This is a genomic window from Kosakonia oryzendophytica (assembly GCF_027886705.1).
GTDB lineage: Bacteria > Pseudomonadota > Gammaproteobacteria > Enterobacterales > Enterobacteriaceae > Kosakonia > Kosakonia oryzendophytica.
In genome coordinates this window covers 2,984,766-3,005,844 of sequence record NZ_CP115659.1, presented here as the reverse complement: position 1 = coordinate 3,005,844, position 21,079 = coordinate 2,984,766, and the positions used below count along the sequence as shown (strand labels likewise).

General features: G+C 52.2%; 23 protein-coding genes. 12 read left to right on the top strand and 11 right to left on the bottom strand.

Going from position 1 to position 21,079, the window contains the following annotated elements; genetic code table 11:
* The first annotated feature begins 97 nt into the window (after positions 1-97).
* Together spy and ves are read left to right on the top strand one after the other, a co-directional pair.
* The gene (spy, locus tag O9K67_RS14535; protein WP_061495049.1) at positions 98-580 is read left to right on the top strand and encodes an ATP-independent periplasmic protein-refolding chaperone Spy; all 483 of its coding nucleotides are present in this window, start codon (positions 98-100) and stop codon (positions 578-580) included.
* 308 nt (positions 581-888) lie between these two features.
* Positions 889-1,446, top strand: coding sequence for an environmental stress-induced protein Ves (ves, locus tag O9K67_RS14530; RefSeq protein WP_061495051.1), 558 nt, complete (start codon positions 889-891; stop codon positions 1,444-1,446).
* On the opposite strand, the gene cho is transcribed toward ves, so the two are convergent.
* On the bottom strand, positions 1,432-2,307 hold the full coding sequence (gene cho / locus O9K67_RS14525; protein WP_061495052.1) for an excinuclease Cho: 876 nt from the start codon (positions 2,305-2,307) through the stop codon (positions 1,432-1,434). The genes ves and cho overlap by 15 nt on opposite strands.
* Before the next feature lie 84 nt (positions 2,308-2,391).
* Entirely contained in the window at positions 2,392-3,222 is an 831-nt protein-coding gene (gene nadE, locus O9K67_RS14520) for an ammonia-dependent NAD(+) synthetase (protein ID WP_061495054.1), read from the bottom strand.
* A gap of 253 nt (positions 3,223-3,475) precedes the next feature.
* Here nadE and osmE point away from each other — a divergent pair, with 253 nt between their 5' ends.
* Entirely contained in the window at positions 3,476-3,817 is a 342-nt protein-coding gene (gene osmE / locus O9K67_RS14515; RefSeq protein ID WP_061495056.1) for an osmotically-inducible lipoprotein OsmE, read from the top strand.
* A 64-nt stretch (positions 3,818-3,881) separates the two neighbouring features.
* Here the strand turns inward: osmE and katE are convergent, their stop codons facing one another.
* Positions 3,882-6,140, bottom strand: a complete 2,259-nt coding sequence (katE, locus tag O9K67_RS14510; protein ID WP_061495058.1) for a catalase HPII — start codon at positions 6,138-6,140, stop codon at positions 3,882-3,884.
* Between the two features lie 218 nt (positions 6,141-6,358).
* Between katE and cedA the strand changes: the two genes are divergently transcribed.
* Positions 6,359-6,601, top strand: a complete 243-nt coding sequence (cedA, locus tag O9K67_RS14505) for a cell division activator CedA (RefSeq protein WP_061495060.1) — start codon at positions 6,359-6,361, stop codon at positions 6,599-6,601.
* A 96-nt stretch (positions 6,602-6,697) separates the two neighbouring features.
* Here the strand turns inward: cedA and O9K67_RS14500 are convergent, their stop codons facing one another.
* The 4 genes from O9K67_RS14500 to hxpB form a co-directional block, all read right to left on the bottom strand.
* Complete coding sequence (locus O9K67_RS14500; protein WP_061495062.1) at positions 6,698-8,089, bottom strand: L-cystine transporter; 1,392 nt, start codon at positions 8,087-8,089, stop codon at positions 6,698-6,700.
* 130 nt (positions 8,090-8,219) lie between these two features.
* Entirely contained in the window at positions 8,220-8,810 is a 591-nt protein-coding gene (locus O9K67_RS14495; RefSeq protein WP_061495064.1) for a metal-dependent hydrolase, read from the bottom strand.
* Positions 8,811-8,908: 98 nt separating this feature from the next.
* Complete coding sequence (gene kduD, locus O9K67_RS14490; protein ID WP_061495066.1) at positions 8,909-9,670, bottom strand: 2-dehydro-3-deoxy-D-gluconate 5-dehydrogenase KduD; 762 nt, start codon at positions 9,668-9,670, stop codon at positions 8,909-8,911.
* A gap of 140 nt (positions 9,671-9,810) precedes the next feature.
* Positions 9,811-10,479, bottom strand: coding sequence for a hexitol phosphatase HxpB (gene hxpB, locus O9K67_RS14485; RefSeq protein WP_061495067.1), 669 nt, complete (start codon positions 10,477-10,479; stop codon positions 9,811-9,813).
* A gap of 144 nt (positions 10,480-10,623) precedes the next feature.
* Here hxpB and O9K67_RS14480 point away from each other — a divergent pair, with 144 nt between their 5' ends.
* Positions 10,624-11,160 (top strand): YniB family protein, encoded by a 537-nt coding sequence (locus O9K67_RS14480; protein WP_061495070.1) that lies wholly within the window; start codon positions 10,624-10,626, stop codon positions 11,158-11,160.
* A 56-nt stretch (positions 11,161-11,216) separates the two neighbouring features.
* On the opposite strand, the gene O9K67_RS14475 is transcribed toward O9K67_RS14480, so the two are convergent.
* From O9K67_RS14475 to pfkB, 3 genes are all read right to left on the bottom strand, one after another.
* Positions 11,217-12,077 (bottom strand): fructosamine kinase family protein, encoded by an 861-nt coding sequence (locus O9K67_RS14475; protein WP_061495072.1) that lies wholly within the window; start codon positions 12,075-12,077, stop codon positions 11,217-11,219.
* A 105-nt stretch (positions 12,078-12,182) separates the two neighbouring features.
* Positions 12,183-12,473: a type V toxin-antitoxin system endoribonuclease antitoxin GhoS gene (gene ghoS, locus O9K67_RS14470; protein WP_061495074.1), complete on the bottom strand. Its 291-nt coding sequence runs from the start codon at positions 12,471-12,473 to the stop codon at positions 12,183-12,185.
* A gap of 112 nt (positions 12,474-12,585) precedes the next feature.
* Positions 12,586-13,518, bottom strand: coding sequence for a 6-phosphofructokinase II (gene pfkB, locus O9K67_RS14465; protein ID WP_061495075.1), 933 nt, complete (start codon positions 13,516-13,518; stop codon positions 12,586-12,588).
* A gap of 292 nt (positions 13,519-13,810) precedes the next feature.
* Between pfkB and O9K67_RS14460 the strand changes: the two genes are divergently transcribed.
* Positions 13,811-14,566 carry a DUF481 domain-containing protein gene (locus O9K67_RS14460; protein WP_061495076.1) on the top strand — a complete coding sequence of 252 codons (756 nt, stop codon included), beginning with the start codon at positions 13,811-13,813 and terminating at the stop codon, positions 14,564-14,566.
* A 263-nt stretch (positions 14,567-14,829) separates the two neighbouring features.
* Positions 14,830-15,048 (top strand): hypothetical protein, encoded by a 219-nt coding sequence (locus tag O9K67_RS14455; RefSeq protein WP_061499985.1) that lies wholly within the window; start codon positions 14,830-14,832, stop codon positions 15,046-15,048.
* 163 nt (positions 15,049-15,211) lie between these two features.
* Here the strand turns inward: O9K67_RS14455 and O9K67_RS14450 are convergent, their stop codons facing one another.
* The gene (locus O9K67_RS14450) at positions 15,212-16,657 is read right to left on the bottom strand and encodes a flagellin N-terminal helical domain-containing protein (protein WP_061495078.1); all 1,446 of its coding nucleotides are present in this window, start codon (positions 16,655-16,657) and stop codon (positions 15,212-15,214) included.
* A 286-nt stretch (positions 16,658-16,943) separates the two neighbouring features.
* On the opposite strand from O9K67_RS14450, the gene fumD reads away from it, so the two are divergent.
* The 5 genes from fumD to rplT all read left to right on the top strand — a co-directional run bounded on the left by fumD (position 16,944) and on the right by rplT (position 21,002).
* Positions 16,944-17,156, top strand: coding sequence for a fumarate hydratase FumD (gene fumD / locus O9K67_RS14445; RefSeq protein ID WP_061495080.1), 213 nt, complete (start codon positions 16,944-16,946; stop codon positions 17,154-17,156).
* A 675-nt stretch (positions 17,157-17,831) separates the two neighbouring features.
* Positions 17,832-19,760 (top strand): threonine--tRNA ligase, encoded by a 1,929-nt coding sequence (gene thrS / locus O9K67_RS14440; protein ID WP_061495082.1) that lies wholly within the window; start codon positions 17,832-17,834, stop codon positions 19,758-19,760.
* Positions 19,761-19,763: 3 nt separating this feature from the next.
* Positions 19,764-20,306 (top strand): translation initiation factor IF-3, encoded by a 543-nt coding sequence (gene infC, locus O9K67_RS14435; protein ID WP_071532057.1) that lies wholly within the window; start codon positions 19,764-19,766, stop codon positions 20,304-20,306.
* A gap of 92 nt (positions 20,307-20,398) precedes the next feature.
* Entirely contained in the window at positions 20,399-20,596 is a 198-nt protein-coding gene (gene rpmI, locus O9K67_RS14430; RefSeq protein ID WP_001124225.1) for a 50S ribosomal protein L35, read from the top strand.
* Between the two features lie 49 nt (positions 20,597-20,645).
* A complete protein-coding gene (rplT, locus tag O9K67_RS14425) occupies positions 20,646-21,002 on the top strand; it encodes a 50S ribosomal protein L20 (protein WP_013366084.1) in 357 nt (118 codons plus the stop codon).
* The last annotated feature ends 77 nt before the right edge of the window (positions 21,003-21,079 follow it).

Sequence of the window (21,079 nt, the reverse complement as noted above, 5' to 3'; positions counted from 1 at the left end):
TTTACCGTCCCTCTGATTAATTGACGATAAACACGGTAAAGTGATTAGCGTCAACACGGCAACCGCCGTAAGTAAAACCGAAGTAAGGAATAAAATTATGCGTAAATTAACCGCCCTGTTTGTTGCCTCTACCCTGGCTTTCGGTGCCGCTAACCTGGCATACGCTGCTGACACCACGACAGCGCCTGCAGACGGCAGACCGATGATGCATCACAAGGGAATGAAGGGGCCGCACGAAATGATGTTCAGCGATCTGAATTTGACCGATGCACAGAAACAGCAGATCCGCGACATTATGAAAAGCCAGCGTGACGCAATGAAACGTCCGCCGGTGGAAGAGATGCGTGCAATGCATGAGATTATTGCCAGCGACAGCTTCGATAAAGCGAAAGCGGAAGCGCAAATCGCCAAAATGGAAGAACAGCATAAAGCACGTATGCTGGCGCATATGGAAACGCAGAACAAGATTTACAATATTCTGACCCCGGAGCAGAAAAAGCAGTTCAATGCGAATTTTGAGAAGCGTCTGACAGAACGCCCGGCACCGGAAGGTAAAATGCCTCCTGAATCCGCTGAATAATTCAGCCCCCTCTTAAGACCGCCGGTTTTGCCCATCCAACGTTTTGCGTGGTGGGCAGCGCCGGCGGTTTTTCTTACATTCCCTCTTGCCAGCCGCCACCGGCGCGGTATCCTCATCAGGCTCCCCTTCGTTGGCGGTGTCACTTATCTGGGATTTATACTTTTTTACATGTCTGGTTATCCAGTGGCCTAAGGCAAATCATTGAAACTGCCGATAACCCGGGCATGTCAATTTAAACGATAACAAGTATGCACGCTGCCCACAGAAGCAGCGGCACCGGCGAGATACTGCGCCATTCAGGAGGGATGATGGAATACTTTGATATCCGCAAAATGCCGGTAAACCTTTGGCGTAACGGTGCGGGCGAAACCCGTGAAATTTGTTGCTTTCCACCGGCAACGCGGGATTTTAGCTGGCGTGCAAGTATTGCATCGCTTGCCAGTAACGGCGAATTCTCGCAATTTCCCGGGGTTGATCGCGTGATCACGCTAATTGAAGGCGGGGAAGTCACCCTGGATGGCGGCAGTGCTTTTTGCCATACCCTCAAACGGCACCAGCCTTTTACGTTTGCCGGTGAGCAACCGGTAAAAGCGGAGCTGTCAGACGGCCAGATGTCGATGGATTTTAATATCCTCACCCGCCGCGATCGCTGTCGTGCGAAAGTGCGCATTGCCGATCGCACCTTTACGACCCTTGGCGAGCGTGGTGGCGTGGTTTTTGTCCTCAGTGGCGCATGGCAACTGGGCGATAAGCTACTGACGACCGATCAGGGAGCGTACTGGCAGGAAGGGCGGCATACTCTGCGTCTGCTCAAACCTGAAGGGCAGTTATTGTTCAGTGAGATCGCCTGGCTACCGGGTCATTAAGGCCAGTTCGGTTATCTCATACTCGCCACCCATCAGCGGCTTACAGAGAATTTTGTAGCCGTCATGATCGAATCCTGCCGGAGTACGCAACAGCGCCCCGGCATCGTTCAGGTTAGTGACCGACCCCAACCACAGCCAGTTATGGATGATGTGATATTGCGTCATCGCCTCACCTTGTTCTTTGAGTCCGACAGGGCCTTGCCACGGCCAGCACACCAGTTGCAAACGCGCCATTGCGGCAGTGAAACGCATCTGGTGCGCCTGGGGTGTCTCTCTGCCGCAGCAGGCACCTGCACAGCGGTGCAGCGCGGCGCGAAAACAGGGACGACCACGTGTCAGCGACTCCAATCCGAGCAGGCCATAACAGAGCTTCTCTTCGTCCGCGATCGACTGTAACGCCTGCAACGCCGCCCGGCGGTTAGCGAACAAGCCGTACAGGTCCGGGGAGGTCGAAAAATCCACTTCTTTTGCATACACCACCTGCGGCTTCTCGCCGCTCAACCGCAGCGAGCAGAGTTGGCGGTTGCGCCGCAGACGCTTATTGAATAGCGGCTGCTGCTCTTTAATCAGCCGGGCTTCCAGCAACAACGCGCCCATCTCTCCGGCAGTGCAAATCCAGGTAATACGTCGCGACTGGCGCAGCATGGCTGCTTCATCCGGGGTTCGCAAATGGGAAAGGACACGGCTGCGGATATTTACGCTTTTACCGATATAGAGCGGCATGGCGTCGCTTTCACCGTGGAAAATATAGACGCCGGGCAGCCTGGGCATAGCCTCAAGCGACGGGCGCAGATGTTCGGGATATTCATAGATTGCCGCAGCGTCGAACTCGGGACGCGGGCCGGAAAGACGCCTGACCACCACTGACTCCTGATACTGTTTACTTATCCAGTATAGCAGGCGCGGTCCGGTTAAAAAAGAGGCGGCCTGCGCCGCCCTGAAGAATTATTGTTTTTTCCAGAAGTCGTCGAATACCGTGATCGGCGGGCGACGCTTGTGCTCAGTTTTCAGATACCAGCCTTCGATAATATGCGCCGTGGCGGCATCCAACGTTTTCCCTTCCAGGTAGTCATCAATATTTTCGTAGGTCACCCCCAGTGCAGCTTCATCAGGCAGCGACGGACGATCGTCTTCCAGATCAGCCGTCGGGGCTTTTTTATACAGATGTTCCGGGCAGCCCAGCCAGGCGAGCAACTGTTTACCCTGGCGTTTGTTCAGCCGGAAAATCGGGTTGATATCGGTGCCGCCATCGCCGTATTTGGTGAAAAAGCCGGTGACCGCTTCCGCTGCGTGATCGGTGCCGACTACCACGCCTTTACTCATCCCGGCAATGCTGTACTGCGCTTTCATTCTTTCGCGCGCTTTTTCATTGCCGCGCACGAAATCGCTCAGCTCAATACCGGCATCGCGCAGCGCCTGTTCACTGGCCAGCACTGCGCTTTTAATGTTAACCGTCAGCACGCGATCCGGTTGGATGAACGCGATGGCGTCCTGGCAATCCTGTTCATCCGCCTGGGTGCCGTAGGGGAGACGGACAGCGATAAATTGATAGGTGGCATCGCCGGTTTCCTGACGCAACTCAGAAATCGCCATCTGGCACACTTTGCCTGTCAGGGTAGAATCCTGGCCGCCGCTGATGCCGAGCACCAGCGATTTCAAAAAGGGATAGGTCTTCAGATAGCTTTTCAGAAAGTCTACGCTGCGGCGAACTTCTTCTTCGGCATTGATGGCGGGTTTCACGCCTAACGCCTGAATAATCTCTTGTTGCAGAGTCATTTACCCCTCCGTTATGTAATCCTGCTTTGCAGGTTGCAAATAGATGATGGGCTCAAAGTAACCCTTTGCCGGTAAAACGACAAGGATCACAGATTTGAGTGTCGCAATTTAAGGCATTTTAGTTGCTTATTTCCGTTTTATTAGAACTTTCCGAAAGTTATGCCATCGCTGTCGTATAGTTGAAAAATGCAATTTTATATTCCAGGCTTAGATAACACGCTGATACACAAGCGGATAAACAAGAGGATGGAATATGAACAAGAACATCGCAGGAATTCTGGGTGCAGCGGCGGTACTGACGATGCTGGCAGGGTGTACGGCCTACGATCGCGCCAAAGATCAGGTGAGCCAGCCAGTGGTGAAAGATGTGAAAAAAGGCATGAGCCGCCAGCAGGTCATGCAGGTTGCTGGCCGTCCTTCATCTGAGGTGACCATGATCCATGCACGTGGCACGTGCCAGACTTATATTCTGGGCCAACGTGACGGTAAAACAGAAACCTACTTTGTTGCACTGGATGAGACCGGTCACGTCATGAACTCAGGTTATCAGACCTGCGCCGAGTACGACACCGATCCGCAAGCACCTAAGCAGTAACTTTTTTCTTTTCAGCCTGAGCAAGAAAAACCGGCCGCATGGCCGGTTTTTTTCGGCTACCGCATTACGCGGGAATGCTGTCGATTTTTTGCATCCGTGACCACACGCGGTGTGTGACCAGAAGGGTGAGAAAATCATCCATCAGCATGGCCGAGGCACTGTCTGCTTCCACGATCCCTTCTTCGCCTTGCGCATCCACACCCAGAAGGGGTTTAAACTGACGTGCATCGCCAAACAGGGCGATGGTTTTCAGGTGCTTATAGGCTTCAAGCAGGTAGTATTTGGCATCGCCATTTTGCAACAGCCCCTCCACATTACCACCGGGCACAATTACCCCATCGACCGTAAGAGACGGTGAACCCGCAAAGGTCGCGGCAACCGGCAGTTCGGATCCATCATCGGCGGTAACGCTCCCCATCCGTGAAAAGAGCAGTTTGCTATGAACACCCTGTGCGCTCAGTCCCTGTAATATGGTCAGTACATCCGCTGCACTGACATTTTCATGCAACAGCACGGCGACCACGCGGCCTTTTACCTTCCCGTCCGGGACGGCATACAGACTTAACGCCGGATCTTTTTTGATGCCGTTGACATCCGCTGGCGGCGCGATGTTGCGCTGTTCATCACTTAGCGTCAGACCGAGGTTTTCCGCCACCGCCTGTGCGAGCGTGACATCGACATGTGCCAGTTGATCAACCACCCGTTCGCGAATATAGCCGCGCGCCACTTTACTGAGCTCAAAGCTGAAAGCATCAACAATATGGCGTTGTTCAAACGGTGTCTGGCTCAGCCAGAACAGGCGCGGATGTGCGTAATACTCGCCAAAGGACGGGCTGCGTTCGCGGATCTTTTGACCTTCCACCCGGGTCTGGTAGGTTTCAAAGCCGCCGCGTTTCGGGCCGGGAGGCGTTTCACGCGGCCAATTGTCATTGATCGAGTTCGGCTCGTAGTTGGCCGGGTTGCTGTCGATCTCCATGCGATGCATGCCGTCGCGCTGAAAATTATGGTAAGGGCAGGTGGGGCGGTTAATCGGGATCTCGTGGAAGTTTGGCCCACCAAGGCGGCTGATTTGCGTGTCGGTATAGGAGAACAGACGCCCCTGCAATAGCGGATCGTTGGTGAAATCCAGACCCGGCACGATATGACCAGGGTGGAACGCTGCCTGTTCGTTCTCGGCGAAGAAGTTATCCGGATTACGGTTCAGCACCATTTTCCCGACACGTTGAACCGGTACCAGTTCCTCGGGGATCAGTTTGGTGGGATCTAACAGATCAAAATCAAACGTAAACTCATCTTCTTCGGGGATCAGCTGCAACCCGAGCTCATATTCCGGGTAATCCCCGGCTTCAATCGCTTCCCAGAGTTCCCGGCGATGAAAATCGGGATCGCGTCCGGTCAATTTTTGCGACTCATCCCAGACCAGCGAGGCTTTGCCTGCCAGCGGTTTCCAGTGAAAACGGACGAAAGTACCTTTACCTTCGGCATTCACCAGGCGGAAGGTGTGAATGCCAAATCCTTCCATGGTGCGGTAACTGCGTGGAATACCGCGATCGGACATTGCCCACATCACGTTATGCAGTGTTTCGGGCTGGAGCGAAACATAATCCCAAAAGGTGTCGTGCGCGCTTTGGCCCTGGGGGATAGCCCAGTGGGGTTCAGGTTTCACCGCATGCACAAAGTCGGGGAATTTATGCGCATCCTGAATAAAAAACACCGGCGTATTGTTACCGACCAGGTCGAAGATCCCCTCTTCGGTATAGAACTTGGTGGCGAAACCGCGAATATCCCGCACGGTATCCGCAGAGCCCGCACCGCCCTGCACCGTAGAGAAACGGACAAAGACCGGGGTGATTTTATCCGGGCTGGAGAGAAAATCCGCTTTTGTTATCTCACTCAGGCTGCGATAGGGCTGAAAATAGCCGTGCGCGGCGGAACCGCGGGCATGAACTATCCGTTCCGGAATGCGTTCGTGGTCGAAGTGGGTGATTTTCTCGCGCAGGATAAAATCTTCCAGCAGCGTAGGGCCGCGCGTACCGGCGCGCAGTGAATTTTGATCGTCGGCAATGCGTACGCCCTGATTGGTGGTCAGGGGAAAATTTTCACCGCCCTTACGAAACGGATCCAGCGCGTCGAGTTTCTCATTGACGGTATCCGGGGCTTTCAGACTACCTGGTGCGGTGGGCTGTTCGCCGGGGGCGCTGGGTTCAGGGGAAGGGCGGTGAGAATTGTCTTCGGGGGCAAGGGAATCCAGTCCAGGTTTCGATTCACGCGGATCGTGAACCGGGGACTGGCGAGGATGCTGGTCTTTCTCATTATGCGACATTGAACTCGTCTCCTGTTTTCATTGCTGAAAAATGGCCGTGGTTACGTCAAAACACCCCTAACTATAGATCACCCCCCTGGCAATGGCTGTACGAGGCGGCAGGTGGGAACCCTGCGAAAAATAAGAGAAAGTCACGCTAGGCGCGACGTACAGGGCGACAATCGGCTATCATAGGATTTTCCCGGTTGTGAAATTCGTATTTAGTGAACGCATCGCCTATGAAACCTTTTCGTCAACAAAACCGTCGAGTTATCAGCTACGTACCTCGCGTCGAGCCGGCGCCTCCCGAGCATGCCCTGAAAGTGGAGGGGTATCGTGATGTTTGGTTGTTACGTGGCAAATACGTGGCGTTTGTGTTGATGGGGGAGACGTTTCGTCGTTCGCCGGTATTCAACGTGCCAGAATCCGCTCAGCGCTGGGCAATGCAGATGCGCCAGGAAGGGGAAATCGACGACGAGTAACGGCGGAAAACGTGCGGAACCGCAGGAATAAAACAGGCTGTGAAGGTATAGATATGAGAGAGGCGGGGAGATTCCCCGCCTTTGTGTTATCCGGACTCAGCGATGCGCCAGTTCGGCGTCGTCTTCGCTGTCCAGTACGGCTTTGTCGGTCTGTTTTAACCACTGGCTGGTGAGCGTGCCTGCGGTCATTGCGCCGTTCACGTTGAGCGCGGTGCGTCCCATATCGATCAGCGGTTCTACCGAGATCAGCAGTGCAACCAGCGTGACCGGAAGACCCATTGCCGGCAGCACGATCAGCGCAGCAAATGTTGCACCGCCGCCAACCCCTGCCACACCGGCAGAGCTAACAGTCACAATCCCGACAAGCGTGGCAATCCATACCGGATCAAGCGGGTTAATGCCTACCGTCGGTGCAACCATGACGGCCAGCATTGCCGGGTAAAGGCCCGCACAACCGTTCTGGCCGATGGTGGCGCCAAAGGAAGCCGAGAAGCTGGCGATAGATTCCGGCACGCCCAGTCGACGGGTTTGCGCTTCGACATTCAGTGGAATAGACGCGGCGCTGGAGCGGCTGGTGAAGGCGAAGGTGAGCACCGGCCACACTTTGCGGAAGAATTTCAGCGGGCTGACGCCGTTGACACCGAGCAGTAAGCCGTGCACCACAAACATAATGCCAAGCCCCAGATAGGAAGCGATAACAAAACTGCCCAGTTTGATGATGTCCTGAATGTTAGAGCCTGCGACCACTTTGGTCATCAGCGCCAGCACACCGTACGGTGTCAGTTGCATGACCAGACGAACCAGTTTCATTACCCAGCTTTGCAGGGTGTCAATGGCGCTAAGAACTCGCTCGCCTTTCGGCGCATCGTCTTTCAGCAACTTAAGCGCGGCCACGCCGAGGAAGGCAGCAAAAATCACCACGCTGATGATCGACGTGGGGTTTGCGCCAGTCAGGTCGGCAAACGGGTTTTTCGGCACGAAAGAGAGCAGCAATTGTGGGACGGTCAGATCCGCCAGTTTGCCCACATAGTTGCTCTGAATGGCATTGAGGCGCGCAGTTTCCGCGGAGCCCTGTACCAGGCCTTCCGCCGTTAAACCAAACAGATTGGTCACCAGCACACCGACCAGCGCGGAAATCAGCGTGGTAAACAGCAGGGTGCCGATGGTCAGGAAGCTGATTTTGCCCAGTTGCGAGGCGTTATGCAGACGCGCGACGGCACTCAAAATGGAGGCGAAAACCAGCGGCATGACGATCATTTGCAGCAGTTGTACATAGCCGTTGCCAACAATATTGAACCACTGGATTGATGTCTTCAGTACCGGGTTATCGGATCCGTAAACAGCTTGCAGCGCCAGCCCAAAGACCACGCCGAGCGCTAAACCGATCAATACTTTTTTTGCCAGACTCCACTGTTTGTGACGAGTCTGCGCCAGCAAAAACAGCAGTGCCACGAACACCACGATGTTCGCGATTAATGGAAAGTTCATCCCCGTTCTCCTGATATCATTATTCGGATCACCCTGGCGGTTGATCCCGTGGCGCAAGGTTAGCAGAAGTGCCGGGGTGCTCTTATATCCAAATGGAATGGTATATGCCAAAAGCGGAATTACTGGCTGATTAATGGCCGGATTGCTGATGAATAAAGCGATTAAACTGGTTTTGCAGTGTATTAATCATCTGCGATGACCAACGCACTGCACCGTTTTCGGGCAGGGTCTGCGGCATCCACACGGCATAGGTAAACAGCGCCATACAGAGTACACGCTCAAGCTGGTTACCTTTTTGCGGGGCCAGTAATGGCAAACGAAAGCGCCAGCGGCAGGGCCACAGAAGGGGGACGCCGGCGGGGGTGATCATATCCGCCAGAATATGACTCAGATAGCCCACCACCATCCCCTGTAGCGCATCCGCAGGAACTATCCAGCTATCCGGTACCTTTAAGTAGAACAACGTCAGCGCGATAAACACAGCCAGCAGGCTATGGGTAAAGCCCCGGTGACCAAACATGCGCGCGACGGGTTTTGATATCCATTTCAGACGCTGGCCGAGAAAAGACTTAGGATGGTCAATGTCCGGCAGCAGGCAGGTCAGAATAGCGGAGGGTACGATGTGCCACCAGTCCCCTTGCGCGAGGACGGGCGTCAGTTCGGCGTTTTTGGCAAACACCGCGCAAGCAATGGAAAAAAGCAGGTGTCCTTCCGCCGTCATGATCAAACTCACTCAACTGTCGATGCATACAGTATAGGATGTTTGTACAGTGGGCGGAAGAGGTGACGGTGTAACCCTTTGTCACAATCCGTTCAAATTTAACGGGCCAGCCAGCCACCATCCACGGCAAGGGTGTAACCGTTGATGTATTCGGCAGCGCGGGAGGCGAGAAATACCGCGGCTCCTTGCAAATCGGCGGGCTCACCCCAGCGTCCGGCAGGGATGCGCTCAAGGATCTCCTGGTTGCGCTCTGCGTCTTCCCGCAGTTGCTGGGTGTTATTGGTCGCCATATAACCCGGAGCGATGGCGTTGACATTGATGTTGTGCGGCGCCCACTCGTTGGCCAGCAGGCGGGTTAAGCCCATCACGCCGCTTTTGGACGCGGTATAAGAGGGCACGCGTATCCCGCCCTGGAAAGAGAGCATCGAAGCGATATTTATGATTTTGCCGCCATTGCCTTGCGCGATAAATTGCCGTGCAACGGCCTGCGAGAGAAAGAACACCGTTTTCAGGTTCAGATCCATCACCTCATCCCAGTCTTTCTCGCTGAAGTCGAGGGCGTCGCAGCGGCGGATCGTCCCGGCATTATTGACCAGAATATCGACACGCCCCATTTTCGCGACCGTCTCGGTGACAATGTCCTCAAGGGCTTGCTGGTGGCGCAAGTCCGCCTGTATTGCCAGAAAGCGACGACCCAGCGCCTGCACCTGCTGCGCAGTGTCATGTGGGATTTTGCGGTTCACGCCGACGATGTCACATCCGGCTTCCGCCAGCCCTAATGTTATCCCCTGACCCAGACCGGTGTCGCACCCGGTCACAATGGCCACTTTACCCGCAAGTTTAAAGGCATCCAGTATCATGAGTTCTCCGGCGAAATTATGGTAGTGAGAGGGCACAGCGTCTGGAGATCAGAATAGAAGGGTGGTGAAGAAAACACAAACAAAATGAAATGATGTTTCAAAAATAATATCGGGACAGCAAAATTACTGCCCCGACGGCCTTAACCTACCAGATCAGCAAGCGTAAGTTGCGTGAGACTGCTGAGTTTGACATTCGCCAGCACATAGCGCGGATCGTCCCGATGTTCGGCGTCTGGCACGACAATTGAGCGCATACGCGCCGCTTTACTGGCGATCATTCCGTTGACAGAGTCTTCCAGTGCAACGCAGCAGAGCGGGTTGACGCCCAGTTTGGCGGCGCAATCCAGATAAACTTGTGGATGCGGCTTGCTATAGGGCAGCTTCTCTGCGGAGGCGAGTGCATCGAAATACTCCCGCAAGTCGAACAGGTCCAGGACTTTTTCGAGCATGTGCAATGGCGAGGCGGACGCCAGGCCCACCATCAGGCCGTTGGCTTTGCACAAGGCAACGGCGTCGCGCGCGCCGGCAAGCAGAGGCCGCTCTGCTTCCACCAAAGAGATTGCCCGTTGGATAATGCGATCGGTGACCTCCTGGCGATTCGGACCATTCCAGGGTTGCTGTGCATACCAGAGTTCGACGACCATATCGATGCGTAAACCCAGCGTGTCATGTAATTCGCTGCGCCGGGTGATATCGACCCCAAGGCTTGCTATGACATCCAGTTCAGCGCGATCCCAGAGTGGCTCTGAGTCGATAAGTAATCCATCCATATCAAAAATGGCAGCAAGAATTTGATGCGGGTCAGACATAACACCTCTCTTTTAGCGCGGTTTATCCGGGGAAAGTACGGATTATGTACAAAGAGGCATCATACCGCCTTTAAAGATCAGGCGAAAATGATTCTCAGCAGGTAGACTTAGGCGCAAACAGTGCGTCACTCACAAGGGGAATCCATGACGTATCAACAAGCTGGACGCATCGCCATACTGAAACGCGTTCTGGGTTGGGTGATTTTCATTCCAGCCGTCATTTCAACGATTATTTCCGTACTGAAATTTATGTACGACCACAGCGAAAAGCAGGCCGGTATCAACGCGGTGATGCTTGATTTCGCCCATGTAATGATTGAAATGATGCGTTTTAATACGCCGTTTCTTAACCTGTTTTGGTATAACTCGCCGACGCCGGACTTCCACCAAAGCCTCAATATCCTGTTCTGGATAATCTTTGTGTTGATCTTTGTGGGGCTGGCATTGCAAGCCTCGGGAGCGCGCATGAGTCGTCAGGTGCGTTTTCTGCGTGAAGGCTTAGAGGATCAGGCGATCCTTGAGAATGCCAAAGGTGAGGAAGGGTTGTCCCGTGCGCAGCTTGAAGCGCGCATTGTCGTACCGCATCACACCATTCTGCTCCAGATTTTTCCGCTGTATGTGCTGCCGGTGATTATCATTGTCGCGGGTTACTTCTTCTTTAAGCTGCTTGGTTTTTTGTGATGTGACGCGCCCGGCGCGCAACCGCGCTTACCGGGCCTGTGTATCGTTAATCTGCGTTATGCGGCTAATACGCGATCCAGCGCTTTTTGCGCATTCAGCAGATGCTCGCCCCCGAACAGAATCGCCCGGTTGAACAGAGTGTAGAGCTGGTAGATTGGCTGGCGGTCAAGAAAGTCATTCGGCAGGGGAGAAACCGACTGATAACCGTCGTAGATTTGCGGCGGCTGATCCGGATGCAGCGGCAGCATGGCCAGATCGCACTCCCTGTCGCCCCAGTAGCATGCCGGATCGTAGATATAGGGACCATCCGGGCCGAGTGCGCAATTCGCTGACCATAAATCGCCATGAAGCAGGGAAGGTTGCGGTTGATGTGACGATAAACGCTGCTGAACATGTTCAACAATGGCGTCAATATTGCCAAACTCGAGACCTTTTTCCGCTGCCAGCTCCAGTTGCCAGCCAATGCGTTGCTCGGCAAAAAAAGTTGACCAGCGACGTTGCCAGGCATTGGGTTGCGGAGTCGTGGAGAGATCGTTATCGAAGTCGAGGCCGAACTGCGGCTGGTCGCTCCATTGATGCAGACGCGCCAGTTGCTGGCCCAGCAGGAAAGCGTTGTGTGCATCCAGTGGGCGGGCAGGGAGATACTCCATTACCAGAAAGCTGTAGTCGCGATCGCTTCCCACCGCCAGCACATCCGGAACCCGCACCGTGTTGCTGCGAGCCAGCAACGCGAGCTGGTCCGCCTCGGCGGTAAAAATGGGTAACAGTTCACGTTCGTCGCACTTTACGAAGAGATCGCGCCCGGCATAACGCAGGTGCCACGCAGCATGGATCTCACCACCCGGCAGCTCGTCGCGCTGCTCAATCTCACTTTCGCCCAGTTGCTCGCTTAACAGACGACTTATCGCTTGCCACATGATGTTTCTCCCATGTAATCAGCCGGATCATAAGGTTAGCGCACTAAAGCTTAAAAAAGATACGATGTAACGCACACCTGAGCAACGAACGTAGCCGCCATGCGCTTATGGTTCGTCTTTTTGCCAGGTTTCCCAGGTATAAACGGTGATGTCGGCCTCGTTCCCCACTGCGCTTACCGCCAGTCCGTTTGCCAGCGCGTTAACCTCCTGCTCACTGAGTGCGCTGATAAGCCCGAAGGTGTTCGTACCGAGGTCGTGCACTTTTCCTTCTTCATCGGTCATGGTGAGGAGAAAACCCGCACGTGTAAAGTGGTTGTTGAGTTCGTTGATTTCCGTCAGGGTCTGTTCGTGAAATTTGACCGTTACGACGTAGCGGGTGATGCCATCACTGCTCATATTTCACCTCATTGTTATCCTGAAAGTTTTTTTAGCATAGTCGGCGAAGGCGATTTGTCGACTGCCGCTGTGCAGTTAGCAAGCCCTCTCCCATAAGGAAGAGGGCGCTTTGTCAGCGATTACACAGATAGTCGTAAATTTTTTGCGTATCGTGTAGCGCGCACAAACGCGTGCCCTGATTAATGGTGGCGGCGCTACCGGCGGCAACACCGAAGCGCACCATATCGTCGAGCGGAGCGTTTTGCGCCAGCTTTAAAGTCATAGCGCCGACCATGCTGTCACCAGCACCGACGGTGCTTTGGCTTTTCATCGGAGGCGGCACCACCTGCACGCATTGGTTGGCGTCGACGGCCAGCGCCCCTTGTGGCCCAAGCGACACCACAACACGTAGCGCTTTGCCGCTGTTCACAATCTCCTGAGCGGCAATACGTACGTCATCGGGTTGAGTGAGTTCCCGGCCGACCAACGCACTGAGCTCTTTCTGATTCGGTTTTACCAGTTCAATATGACCAATTGACAGGGCAGCGGCGAGCGCCTCTCCCGAACTATCAACAATGCAGCGGATACCTTGGTGTTGGGCCGCCTTGATCAACTGTGTGAGGTTCTCAACCTGGATCCCCGGTGGCAGACTGCCGCTGATCACCAGAATGGCGCCCGATTCGATGGTGAGCACTTTCTCTTCCAGTTGGCGAAATTCACTTTCACTCAAGGCAGCACCGGGCATCACGAAGCGATACTGCTCACCGCTGGACTCGACGTGAACGTGCAAATTTTGCCGCGTCCAGTCTTTCGCTTCTACGACAACAGTGGGCACGTTTTCATCGGCCAGCAGTGCGGTGAGGTGTTCGCCGGTTGCACCGCCTGCCGGGAACAGCGCGGTGGCACGGCCACCCAGATGTGCAATGGCGCGGGCAACATTAATGCCGCCGCCGCCGGGTTCAAAGACCGGGGCGCTGCAACGGAGCTTACCTTCAGGATAAATTTGTGGCGTGAGCGTTGCGCTATCCAGAGAGGGCGCTAACGTCAGCGTATATACCGGAACCATCATGACCTCCTTTTTATCTGGTTGTTTTAAGCCTGGCACCGATTGCGCAGAAGGGAAAGTAAATAACAGTATGATTTGCAGGCTGAAATTAAGTTTGGGAACGGTGAGGATTAATAACCAAATGCTCTTTTTTGAGATCTCTCTTATTCAAAAAATCAAATAAGATTTCATTGATATGTTTAACTGGCCTTTTTATAATTTGTTACCTTTCTTTGGACCGTTGGTCGTTGATCCTTATGAAAGATTCCGGGACCGTGTTGGTCTCTTTTTTTGCTGTACGGACTCTAAATAAATGAAGCTTTTGAAGACAGTACCCGCACTGTTTATGGCTGCGGGCGTGCTTGCGTCGATGAATGCTGTCGCCAGTGACACCGTTTTTACTGTCATGGATGACCCTGCAACTGCAAAAAAACCGTTCGAAGGTAGCGTGAACGGTGGCTATCTTGCTCAGTCCGGCAACACAAAGAGTTCTTCTTTGACTGCCGACTCCACCTTGACCTGGTACGGTAGCAGAACGGCCTGGTCTCTGTGGGGAAATGCCAGCAACACCTCGGCAAATGATGAACGTTCGTCTGAAAAATACGCTGTAGGTGGTCGTAGCCGTTATAACCTGACGGATTACGATTATCTGTTTGGCCAGGCGAGCTGGTTGACTGACCGCTACAATGGTTACCGCGATCGTGATGTGTTTACTGCCGGTTATGGTCGCCAGATCCTGAACGGCCCGGTACACAGCCTGCGCTTTGAATTTGGTCCGGGTGTGCGTTACGACAAGTACACCGATGGCGACACCAAAACCACAGCACTGGGTTATGCATCCGGTACCTATGCGTGGCAAATTAGCGACAACACGAAATTCACCCAAGGCGTTTCCGTATTTGGCGCGGACGATACCACGGTGAACTCCGAGACGGCGCTGAACGTGGCTATCAACGAGCATTTCGCGCTGAAAGTCGCTTATAACCTGACCTGGAACTCCCAGCCGCCGTCAACTGCGCCGGATCATACCGATCGCAGAACCACGGTAACGTTAGGCTATAAAATGTAATTGAGTGGGCCGGAAATACCGGCCCCTTGTTTTAATTTGTTCATTCGTGCTATTTTCCGCAGCGTTTATTGAATTTTATTTAAGTAAATATTCTCCCTCCTTAATTTCTTCATAATTAATTAAAATGAAACATATTCAGTTTATTTGACACGAATGGATAAATAAATTGACTGTGCAAAAGTGTGATCCAGATCTACACTGATTGCACGGGTAAAAAACACACCCAAACAGTCATGTGTTTATTCAAGAAAGAGAAATTCATCATGAAAAATATCAATACTGCTGCCGCGGCTGTCGTGCTGTCTGCACTCTCCTTTGGTGTCTTCGCCGCGGATTCTGTTACCACGACTGCGAGCCAGAACAACACGAACATCACCAACATTGAAGCGGGTTCCAACATGGTGCCTGTTGCGCAGACTGAACATAACACCAATGCCGCTGCATTCGACGCCCATACACTGGTTGCGGGTGAGTGGAATTAATTACATTCTGAGTTAATTCATTAGCTTTGAAAAACCGGATAATGCTGTACCGGTTTTTTTGTATTAATAATCGAACTGTAAAGCGTGTTAGATAAACCTGATAGGTTCTTGACGAAAACTGATGTGAATAATGAATGGTTGATTATTTAACATTTTTTATGAGTTAACTTCGCAGAAGCGAAAGGATATTTTCAATCGACTGGTTGGCCACTTTCAATACCGCATCCTGTCCTTGTTGCAATATTTGCGCTTTCACCAGCTTACTGGCTTCCATCGCGTAATCGGCATCTTCAATACGGCTTTTCGCTGCCTGTGTGGCAATACGTTGCTGCGCGAGTACGGATTTATTGGATTCGAAGCGGTTAATAAACGCACCATATTGCGCGCGGTAGCTGCTGACTTTATCCAGCGCTTTGTCGAGCGCCCCCATGGCGATACTGGCCGTTGCCGTTGAGCGCAACTCGGTGTTGGTGAGCCCCAGTGATTTCACGTCCGAAGGTGTGGTTGGCATGGTCGTAGCTTGTACTTCGTCGCCATAGCTGGCGCTGGTCACCACTTCCCAGGGCCGGCTTTGTTTCGGTGGTTCCGCTGGGGTGAGGGTGGGCTCTGGCAGATCGCCCCAGGTCAGGTTACTTGTGAATGAACCACTGCCTACCACCATCACTACCAGATCTTCCGTTACATTATCGATTTTCAGGCGTTCAAGCCTGTTCGAACCGTTGCTGCCATCGTTGAAAGCTTTACCCGGTTCATAACGGTCACCGTCGCCACTGTAGCTGATCGTCATGCCGTTATACGCGAGGGTTTCGCTGCCGTTGAGCGCCCATGACGCGCCGCCTTCGATCAGCATGGTGTCATCATAGGTTGCGCCATGCTGAAAACCATTCGCTTCCGTCAGTACCTTGCTGGTGGCTTTAGCTGAGCTGGTGATGCTACGACTTTTCCAGGTGTAGTCCGCAGTGGTGCCGTTGATTGGCGTTCCTGCCAGATGCTTGCCATCGCGGGTGAATAACTGAATGTCATCATCCAGCCCCAATGAATCAATAGTAATTGCGATGTTTTTCGAACCCGCCGGGATATAGGCCAGCGATACAATGCCGGAACTGAAAGTGTAATTGACGCCCTGAGCAGGGAATTTAACGCTTAACGGCGGGACGTTGCCAATCAACTCCGGCGGCAGTTCCGGAGTATCGGTTGCCAGCGGATAGCGACCGAAGATCTCCGTACCTTCAGAAATTGACTGGATGTTCTCCAGAATACTTTGATATTCGTTATGAATGCTCTGACGATCGCCCTCAGATAAGGTGCCGTTTCCGGCCTGGATGGCCAGACTTTTGGCACGGATCAATAACTCGCTAACCGTGCTAAGACTGCCATCGGCAGTTTGCGCCATACTGATGGCGTCATCCAGACCGCGGGAGACGACATGGTCGGCGTTAACGCTGGCGCGCATGCGGTTGCTAATAGCTTGCCCCGCCGCATCATCCCGGGCGCTATTGATCCGTGAGCCCGATGACAACCGCTCAATCGATTCCTGAAGCGTCGATGCTGTGGCGGATCTGATGGACAGATTCAGCCCCGTCATTTCGTTGTAGTTGATCGCTTGCATTACCGTGGTTGATTCATTCAGATCGCTAATGAATCATTAATCGGCAGGCTTGCTGATTACCTTTAACGCAAATTTTCAGGGGGATGTTAACGCTGAGCAAAAAAATGCCCTTCCGGCGTGAAATCCGCACGCAGCGGAAGGGAAAGAAGCGTGAAACGTTATACGTTACAAAGAACATCTCACACCCTATGCTAAATGCGGAGAAATGCTATACGTATTAGTTTCTTTATTAGATACACCTGCAAACGTAAATTGACTAATAAAAATGACGCTAAACGGAGGCGTAATGGGGAAGGCAAAAGACGACGTGTTATATGAGGAAATGTGCCGGGTGGTTGGCAAGGTGGTGCTGGAAATGCGTGACCTCGGGCAGGAGCCCAAACATATCGTGATTGCGGGCCTTGTCAGAACCATGCTGGCAAACCAAAAGATTAAACGTTCAGCGCTGACTCAGGAAGCGATGGAAGAGGTGATCCGCGCCTTAGGTTATCAGGCTTGAGTTGATCAGAAAAAGGCACGCTGAACACGTGCCTTTTTGAGTGAGTTTTGATTAATGGCGCTTTTTATGCCGGCCGGGAAGGTTCCTGGACGACTTCATGCTGTAGTGCTTATAAAACGAAAATATAATGATCGCGACCAGCGCGATAACAATAACCGGATATATTATTTCCATTCTTTATCAGTTAGTTAGGCGTTGATGATAGCCACCCATAGCTGACGCTTTAGCAGCCAGTTGGGATAGCGCCTTAAAATCAGATAAACCTCAGATTACATAAACGATTTTTAAAATTCCTTTTCATTCTGATTGCCAGAATTCACAGCAACACACTGCAATTTCACCTGGAATTGTCATTGTTGTAAATATGTAATCTTCTCTGTCGCGGATAACTTACAAATAAAGCCCGTCGAAAACGTCGGGTAACACTGCGTTAAGCAATGTCCCAAACACCAGGATTATGATTCTGTTCACGCTTTTATGTCACGCCGATGCCGTGTACTATTGGGTGGCGTTATCAACCCGTGAATGCGGGCGCCTGTCGGATTTTTGTACATCCAGAGGTGCACAATTTGCAGAGTGAAGCAAAGAACCACATTTAACGTGCTGATATAAATATATTATTTAATTTTGTATGTGCTCTTTCGTGTGGGGCACCACTGCAAATAAGGAAATGAAATGCCTGTAATTACGCTTCCTGATGGCAGCCAACGCCATTATGACCATGCTGTAAGCCCAATGGATGTCGCGCTGGATATCGGTCCGGGACTGGCGAAAGCCTGTATTGCTGGCCGTGTAAACGGTGAACTGGTCGATGCTTCTGATGTGATCGAGAGCGACGCAAACCTTGCCATCATCACCGCGAAAGATGAAGAAGGTCTGGAAATTATCCGTCACTCCTGCGCGCACCTGTTAGGTCATGCTATTAAACAGCTCTGGCCAACCACCAAAATGGCTATTGGTCCGGTTATCGACAATGGTTTTTACTATGACATTGACCTTGACCATACGTTGACCCAGGAAGATATCGACGCGCTCGAAAAACGTATGCACGAGCTCGCCGAGAGCAACTACGATGTCATCAAGACAAAAGTAAGCTGGCATGAAGCCCGCGAGACGTTTGTTAAACGCGGCGAAAGCTACAAAGTCTCCATCCTTGATGAGAATATCGCGCATGATGACAAGCCGGGCTTGTATCATCATCAGGAATACATCGACATGTGTCGCGGTCCGCATGTGCCGAATATGCGTTTTTGCCATCACTTTAAACTGATGAAAATTGCGGGCGCTTACTGGCGCGGTGACAGTAACAACAAAATGCTGCAGCGTATTTACGGTACCGCGTGGGCAGATAAAAAAGCACTGAATGCTTATCTGCAACGTCTGGAAGAGGCCGCCAAACGCGACCACCGTAAAATCGGTAAACAGCTCGACCTGTATCATATGCAGGAAGAAGCGCCGGGTATGGTCTTCTGGCATAACGATGGCTGGACTATCTTCCGTGAGCTGGAAACGTTTGTACGCTCCAAGCTGAAAGAGTATCAGTATCAGGAAGTGAAAGGCCCGTTCATGATGGACCGCGTGCTGTGGGAAAAAACCGGGCACTGGGACAACTATAAAGATGCAATGTTTACGACCTCTTCCGAGAACCGTGAGTACTGCATTAAGCCGATGAACTGCCCGGGACACGTGCAGATCTTTAATCAGGGTCTGAAATCCTACCGCGATCTGCCGCTGCGTATGGCGGAGTTCGGTAGCTGTCATCGTAACGAGCCATCAGGTGCGCTGCATGGGCTGATGCGTGTTCGCGGCTTTACGCAGGACGATGCGCATATCTTCTGTACGGAAGAGCAGGTTCGCGATGAAGTGAACGCGTGCATCCGTTTAGTCTATGATATGTACAGCACTTTTGGTTTCGAGAAAATCGTCGTCAAACTGTCAACGCGTCCTGACAAACGTATTGGTAGCGACGAAATGTGGGATCGTGCGGAAGCGGATCTGGCGGTTGCGCTGGAAGAAAACAACATCCCGTTTGAATTCCAACTGGGTGAAGGCGCTTTCTACGGCCCGAAAATTGAATTTACACTGTATGACTGCCTCGATCGTGCATGGCAGTGCGGAACAGTACAGCTCGACTTCTCTCTGCCGTCTCGTCTGAGCGCCTCATATGTTGGCGAAAACAACGAACGTCAGGTGCCGGTTATGATTCACCGTGCAATTCTTGGTTCACTGGAGCGCTTTATTGGCATCCTGACCGAGGAGTTTGCCGGTTTCTTCCCGACATGGCTTGCTCCAGTGCAAGTCGTCGTGATGAACATCACCGATTCTCAGGCTGAGTACGTTAACGAACTGACGCGTAAACTGCAAAATGCGGGCATTCGTGTAAAAGCAGACTTGAGAAACGAGAAGATTGGCTTTAAAATCCGCGAGCACACTTTACGTCGCGTCCCTTATATGCTGGTTTGTGGTGATAAAGAGGTTGAAGCCGGTAAAGTTGCCGTGCGTACCCGTCGTGGTAAAGACCTGGGTAGCCTTGACGTAAATGAAGTTATCGAGAAGCTGCAACAAGAGATTCGCAGCCGCAGTCTTCAACAACTGGAGGAATAAAGTATTAAAGGCGGAAAACGAGTTCAAACGGCGCGTCCCAATCGTATCAATGGCGAGATTCGTGCTCTGGAAGTTCGCTTAACAGGTCTGGAAGGCGAGCAGCTTGGTATTGTGAGTCTGAGAGAAGCTCTGGAAAAAGCTGAAGAAGCCGGGGTAGATTTAGTTGAAATCAGCCCTAACGCCGAGCCGCCAGTTTGCCGTATAATGGATTACGGCAAGTTCCTCTATGAAAAGAGCAAATCTTCAAAGGAACAGAAGAAGAAGCAAAAAGTTATTCAGGTTAAGGAAATTAAATTCCGACCTGGTACAGATGAAGGCGACTATCAGGTAAAACTCCGCAGCCTGATTCGCTTTCTCGAAGAGGGCGATAAGGCCAAGATTACGCTGCGTTTCCGCGGTCGTGAGATGGCCCACCAACAGATCGGTATGGAAGTGCTTAATCGCGTGAAAGACGATCTGAATGAACTGGCAGTGGTCGAATCCTTCCCTACGAAGATCGAAGGCCGCCAGATGATTATGGTGCTTGCTCCTAAGAAGAAACAGTAAGGCCATCAAGTAATTAAACCTGTGGGCCACAAGCCTGCGGGTTTAGTTCGCCTATGTTTCGTTTATTAACAATGCGAAGTGGAAGTTAAAAAATGCCAAAAATCAAAACCGTACGCGGTGCTGCGAAGCGTTTTAAAAAAACCGGTAAAGGTGGTTTTAAACACAAGCACGCTAACCTGCGTCATATTCTGACCAAAAAAGCTACCAAGCGTAAACGTCACCTGCGTCCGAAAGCCATGGTTTCCAAAGGCGATCTGGGCCTGGTAATCGCGTGCCTGCCGTACGCATAAGTCGTTAACCTTTAACTTTTTAATTAGAATATAGATACAGGAGAGAGCCATGGCTCGCGTAAAACGTGGTGTGATTGCACGTGCACGTCATAAGAAAATTTTGAAACAAGCTAAAGGTTACTACGGCGCGCGTTCTCGCGTTTACCGTGTTGCCTTCCAGGCTGTTATCAAAGCTGGTCAGTACGCTTATCGTGACCGTCGTCAGAAAAAGCGTCAGTTCCGTCAACTGTGGATTGCACGTATCAACGCAGCAGCACGTCAGAACGGTATTTCTTACAGCAAATTCATCAACGGCCTGAAAAAAGCCTCTGTTGAAATCGACCGTAAGATCCTGGCTGACATCGCCGTATTCGACAAAGTGGCATTCACTGCCCTGGTTGAAAAAGCGAAAGCAGCTCTGGCGTAAGCCAGTTTAAGAGAGGGAGCCTGGCTCCCTCTTTTGCTTTAACATTATCAATGCATTGACATTTCGCCGTGATACGC

Coding starts and splice junctions, on each gene's coding strand:
- O9K67_RS14460 (WP_061495076.1), top strand. CDS start 13,811: ATGAAGCTTTTGAAGACAGTACCCGCACTGTTTATGGCTGCGGGCGTG.
- O9K67_RS14500 (WP_061495062.1), bottom strand. CDS start 8,089: ATGAACTTTCCATTAATCGCGAACATCGTGGTGTTCGTGGCACTGCTG.
- O9K67_RS14455 (WP_061499985.1), top strand. CDS start 14,830: ATGAAAAATATCAATACTGCTGCCGCGGCTGTCGTGCTGTCTGCACTC.
- kduD (WP_061495066.1), bottom strand. CDS start 9,670: ATGATACTGGATGCCTTTAAACTTGCGGGTAAAGTGGCCATTGTGACC.
- thrS (WP_061495082.1), top strand. CDS start 17,832: ATGCCTGTAATTACGCTTCCTGATGGCAGCCAACGCCATTATGACCAT.
- O9K67_RS14480 (WP_061495070.1), top strand. CDS start 10,624: ATGACGTATCAACAAGCTGGACGCATCGCCATACTGAAACGCGTTCTG.
- osmE (WP_061495056.1), top strand. CDS start 3,476: ATGAACAAGAACATCGCAGGAATTCTGGGTGCAGCGGCGGTACTGACG.
- pfkB (WP_061495075.1), bottom strand. CDS start 13,518: ATGGTTCCGGTATATACGCTGACGTTAGCGCCCTCTCTGGATAGCGCA.
- spy (WP_061495049.1), top strand. CDS start 98: ATGCGTAAATTAACCGCCCTGTTTGTTGCCTCTACCCTGGCTTTCGGT.
- ves (WP_061495051.1), top strand. CDS start 889: ATGGAATACTTTGATATCCGCAAAATGCCGGTAAACCTTTGGCGTAAC.
- nadE (WP_061495054.1), bottom strand. CDS start 3,222: ATGACTCTGCAACAAGAGATTATTCAGGCGTTAGGCGTGAAACCCGCC.
- cedA (WP_061495060.1), top strand. CDS start 6,359: ATGAAACCTTTTCGTCAACAAAACCGTCGAGTTATCAGCTACGTACCT.
- O9K67_RS14495 (WP_061495064.1), bottom strand. CDS start 8,810: ATGACGGCGGAAGGACACCTGCTTTTTTCCATTGCTTGCGCGGTGTTT.
- ghoS (WP_061495074.1), bottom strand. CDS start 12,473: ATGAGCAGTGATGGCATCACCCGCTACGTCGTAACGGTCAAATTTCAC.
- O9K67_RS14450 (WP_061495078.1), bottom strand. CDS start 16,657: ATGCAAGCGATCAACTACAACGAAATGACGGGGCTGAATCTGTCCATC.
- fumD (WP_061495080.1), top strand. CDS start 16,944: ATGGGGAAGGCAAAAGACGACGTGTTATATGAGGAAATGTGCCGGGTG.
- O9K67_RS14475 (WP_061495072.1), bottom strand. CDS start 12,077: ATGTGGCAAGCGATAAGTCGTCTGTTAAGCGAGCAACTGGGCGAAAGT.
- katE (WP_061495058.1), bottom strand. CDS start 6,140: ATGTCGCATAATGAGAAAGACCAGCATCCTCGCCAGTCCCCGGTTCAC.
- hxpB (WP_061495067.1), bottom strand. CDS start 10,479: ATGTCTGACCCGCATCAAATTCTTGCTGCCATTTTTGATATGGATGGA.
- rpmI (WP_001124225.1), top strand. CDS start 20,399: ATGCCAAAAATCAAAACCGTACGCGGTGCTGCGAAGCGTTTTAAAAAA.
- rplT (WP_013366084.1), top strand. CDS start 20,646: ATGGCTCGCGTAAAACGTGGTGTGATTGCACGTGCACGTCATAAGAAA.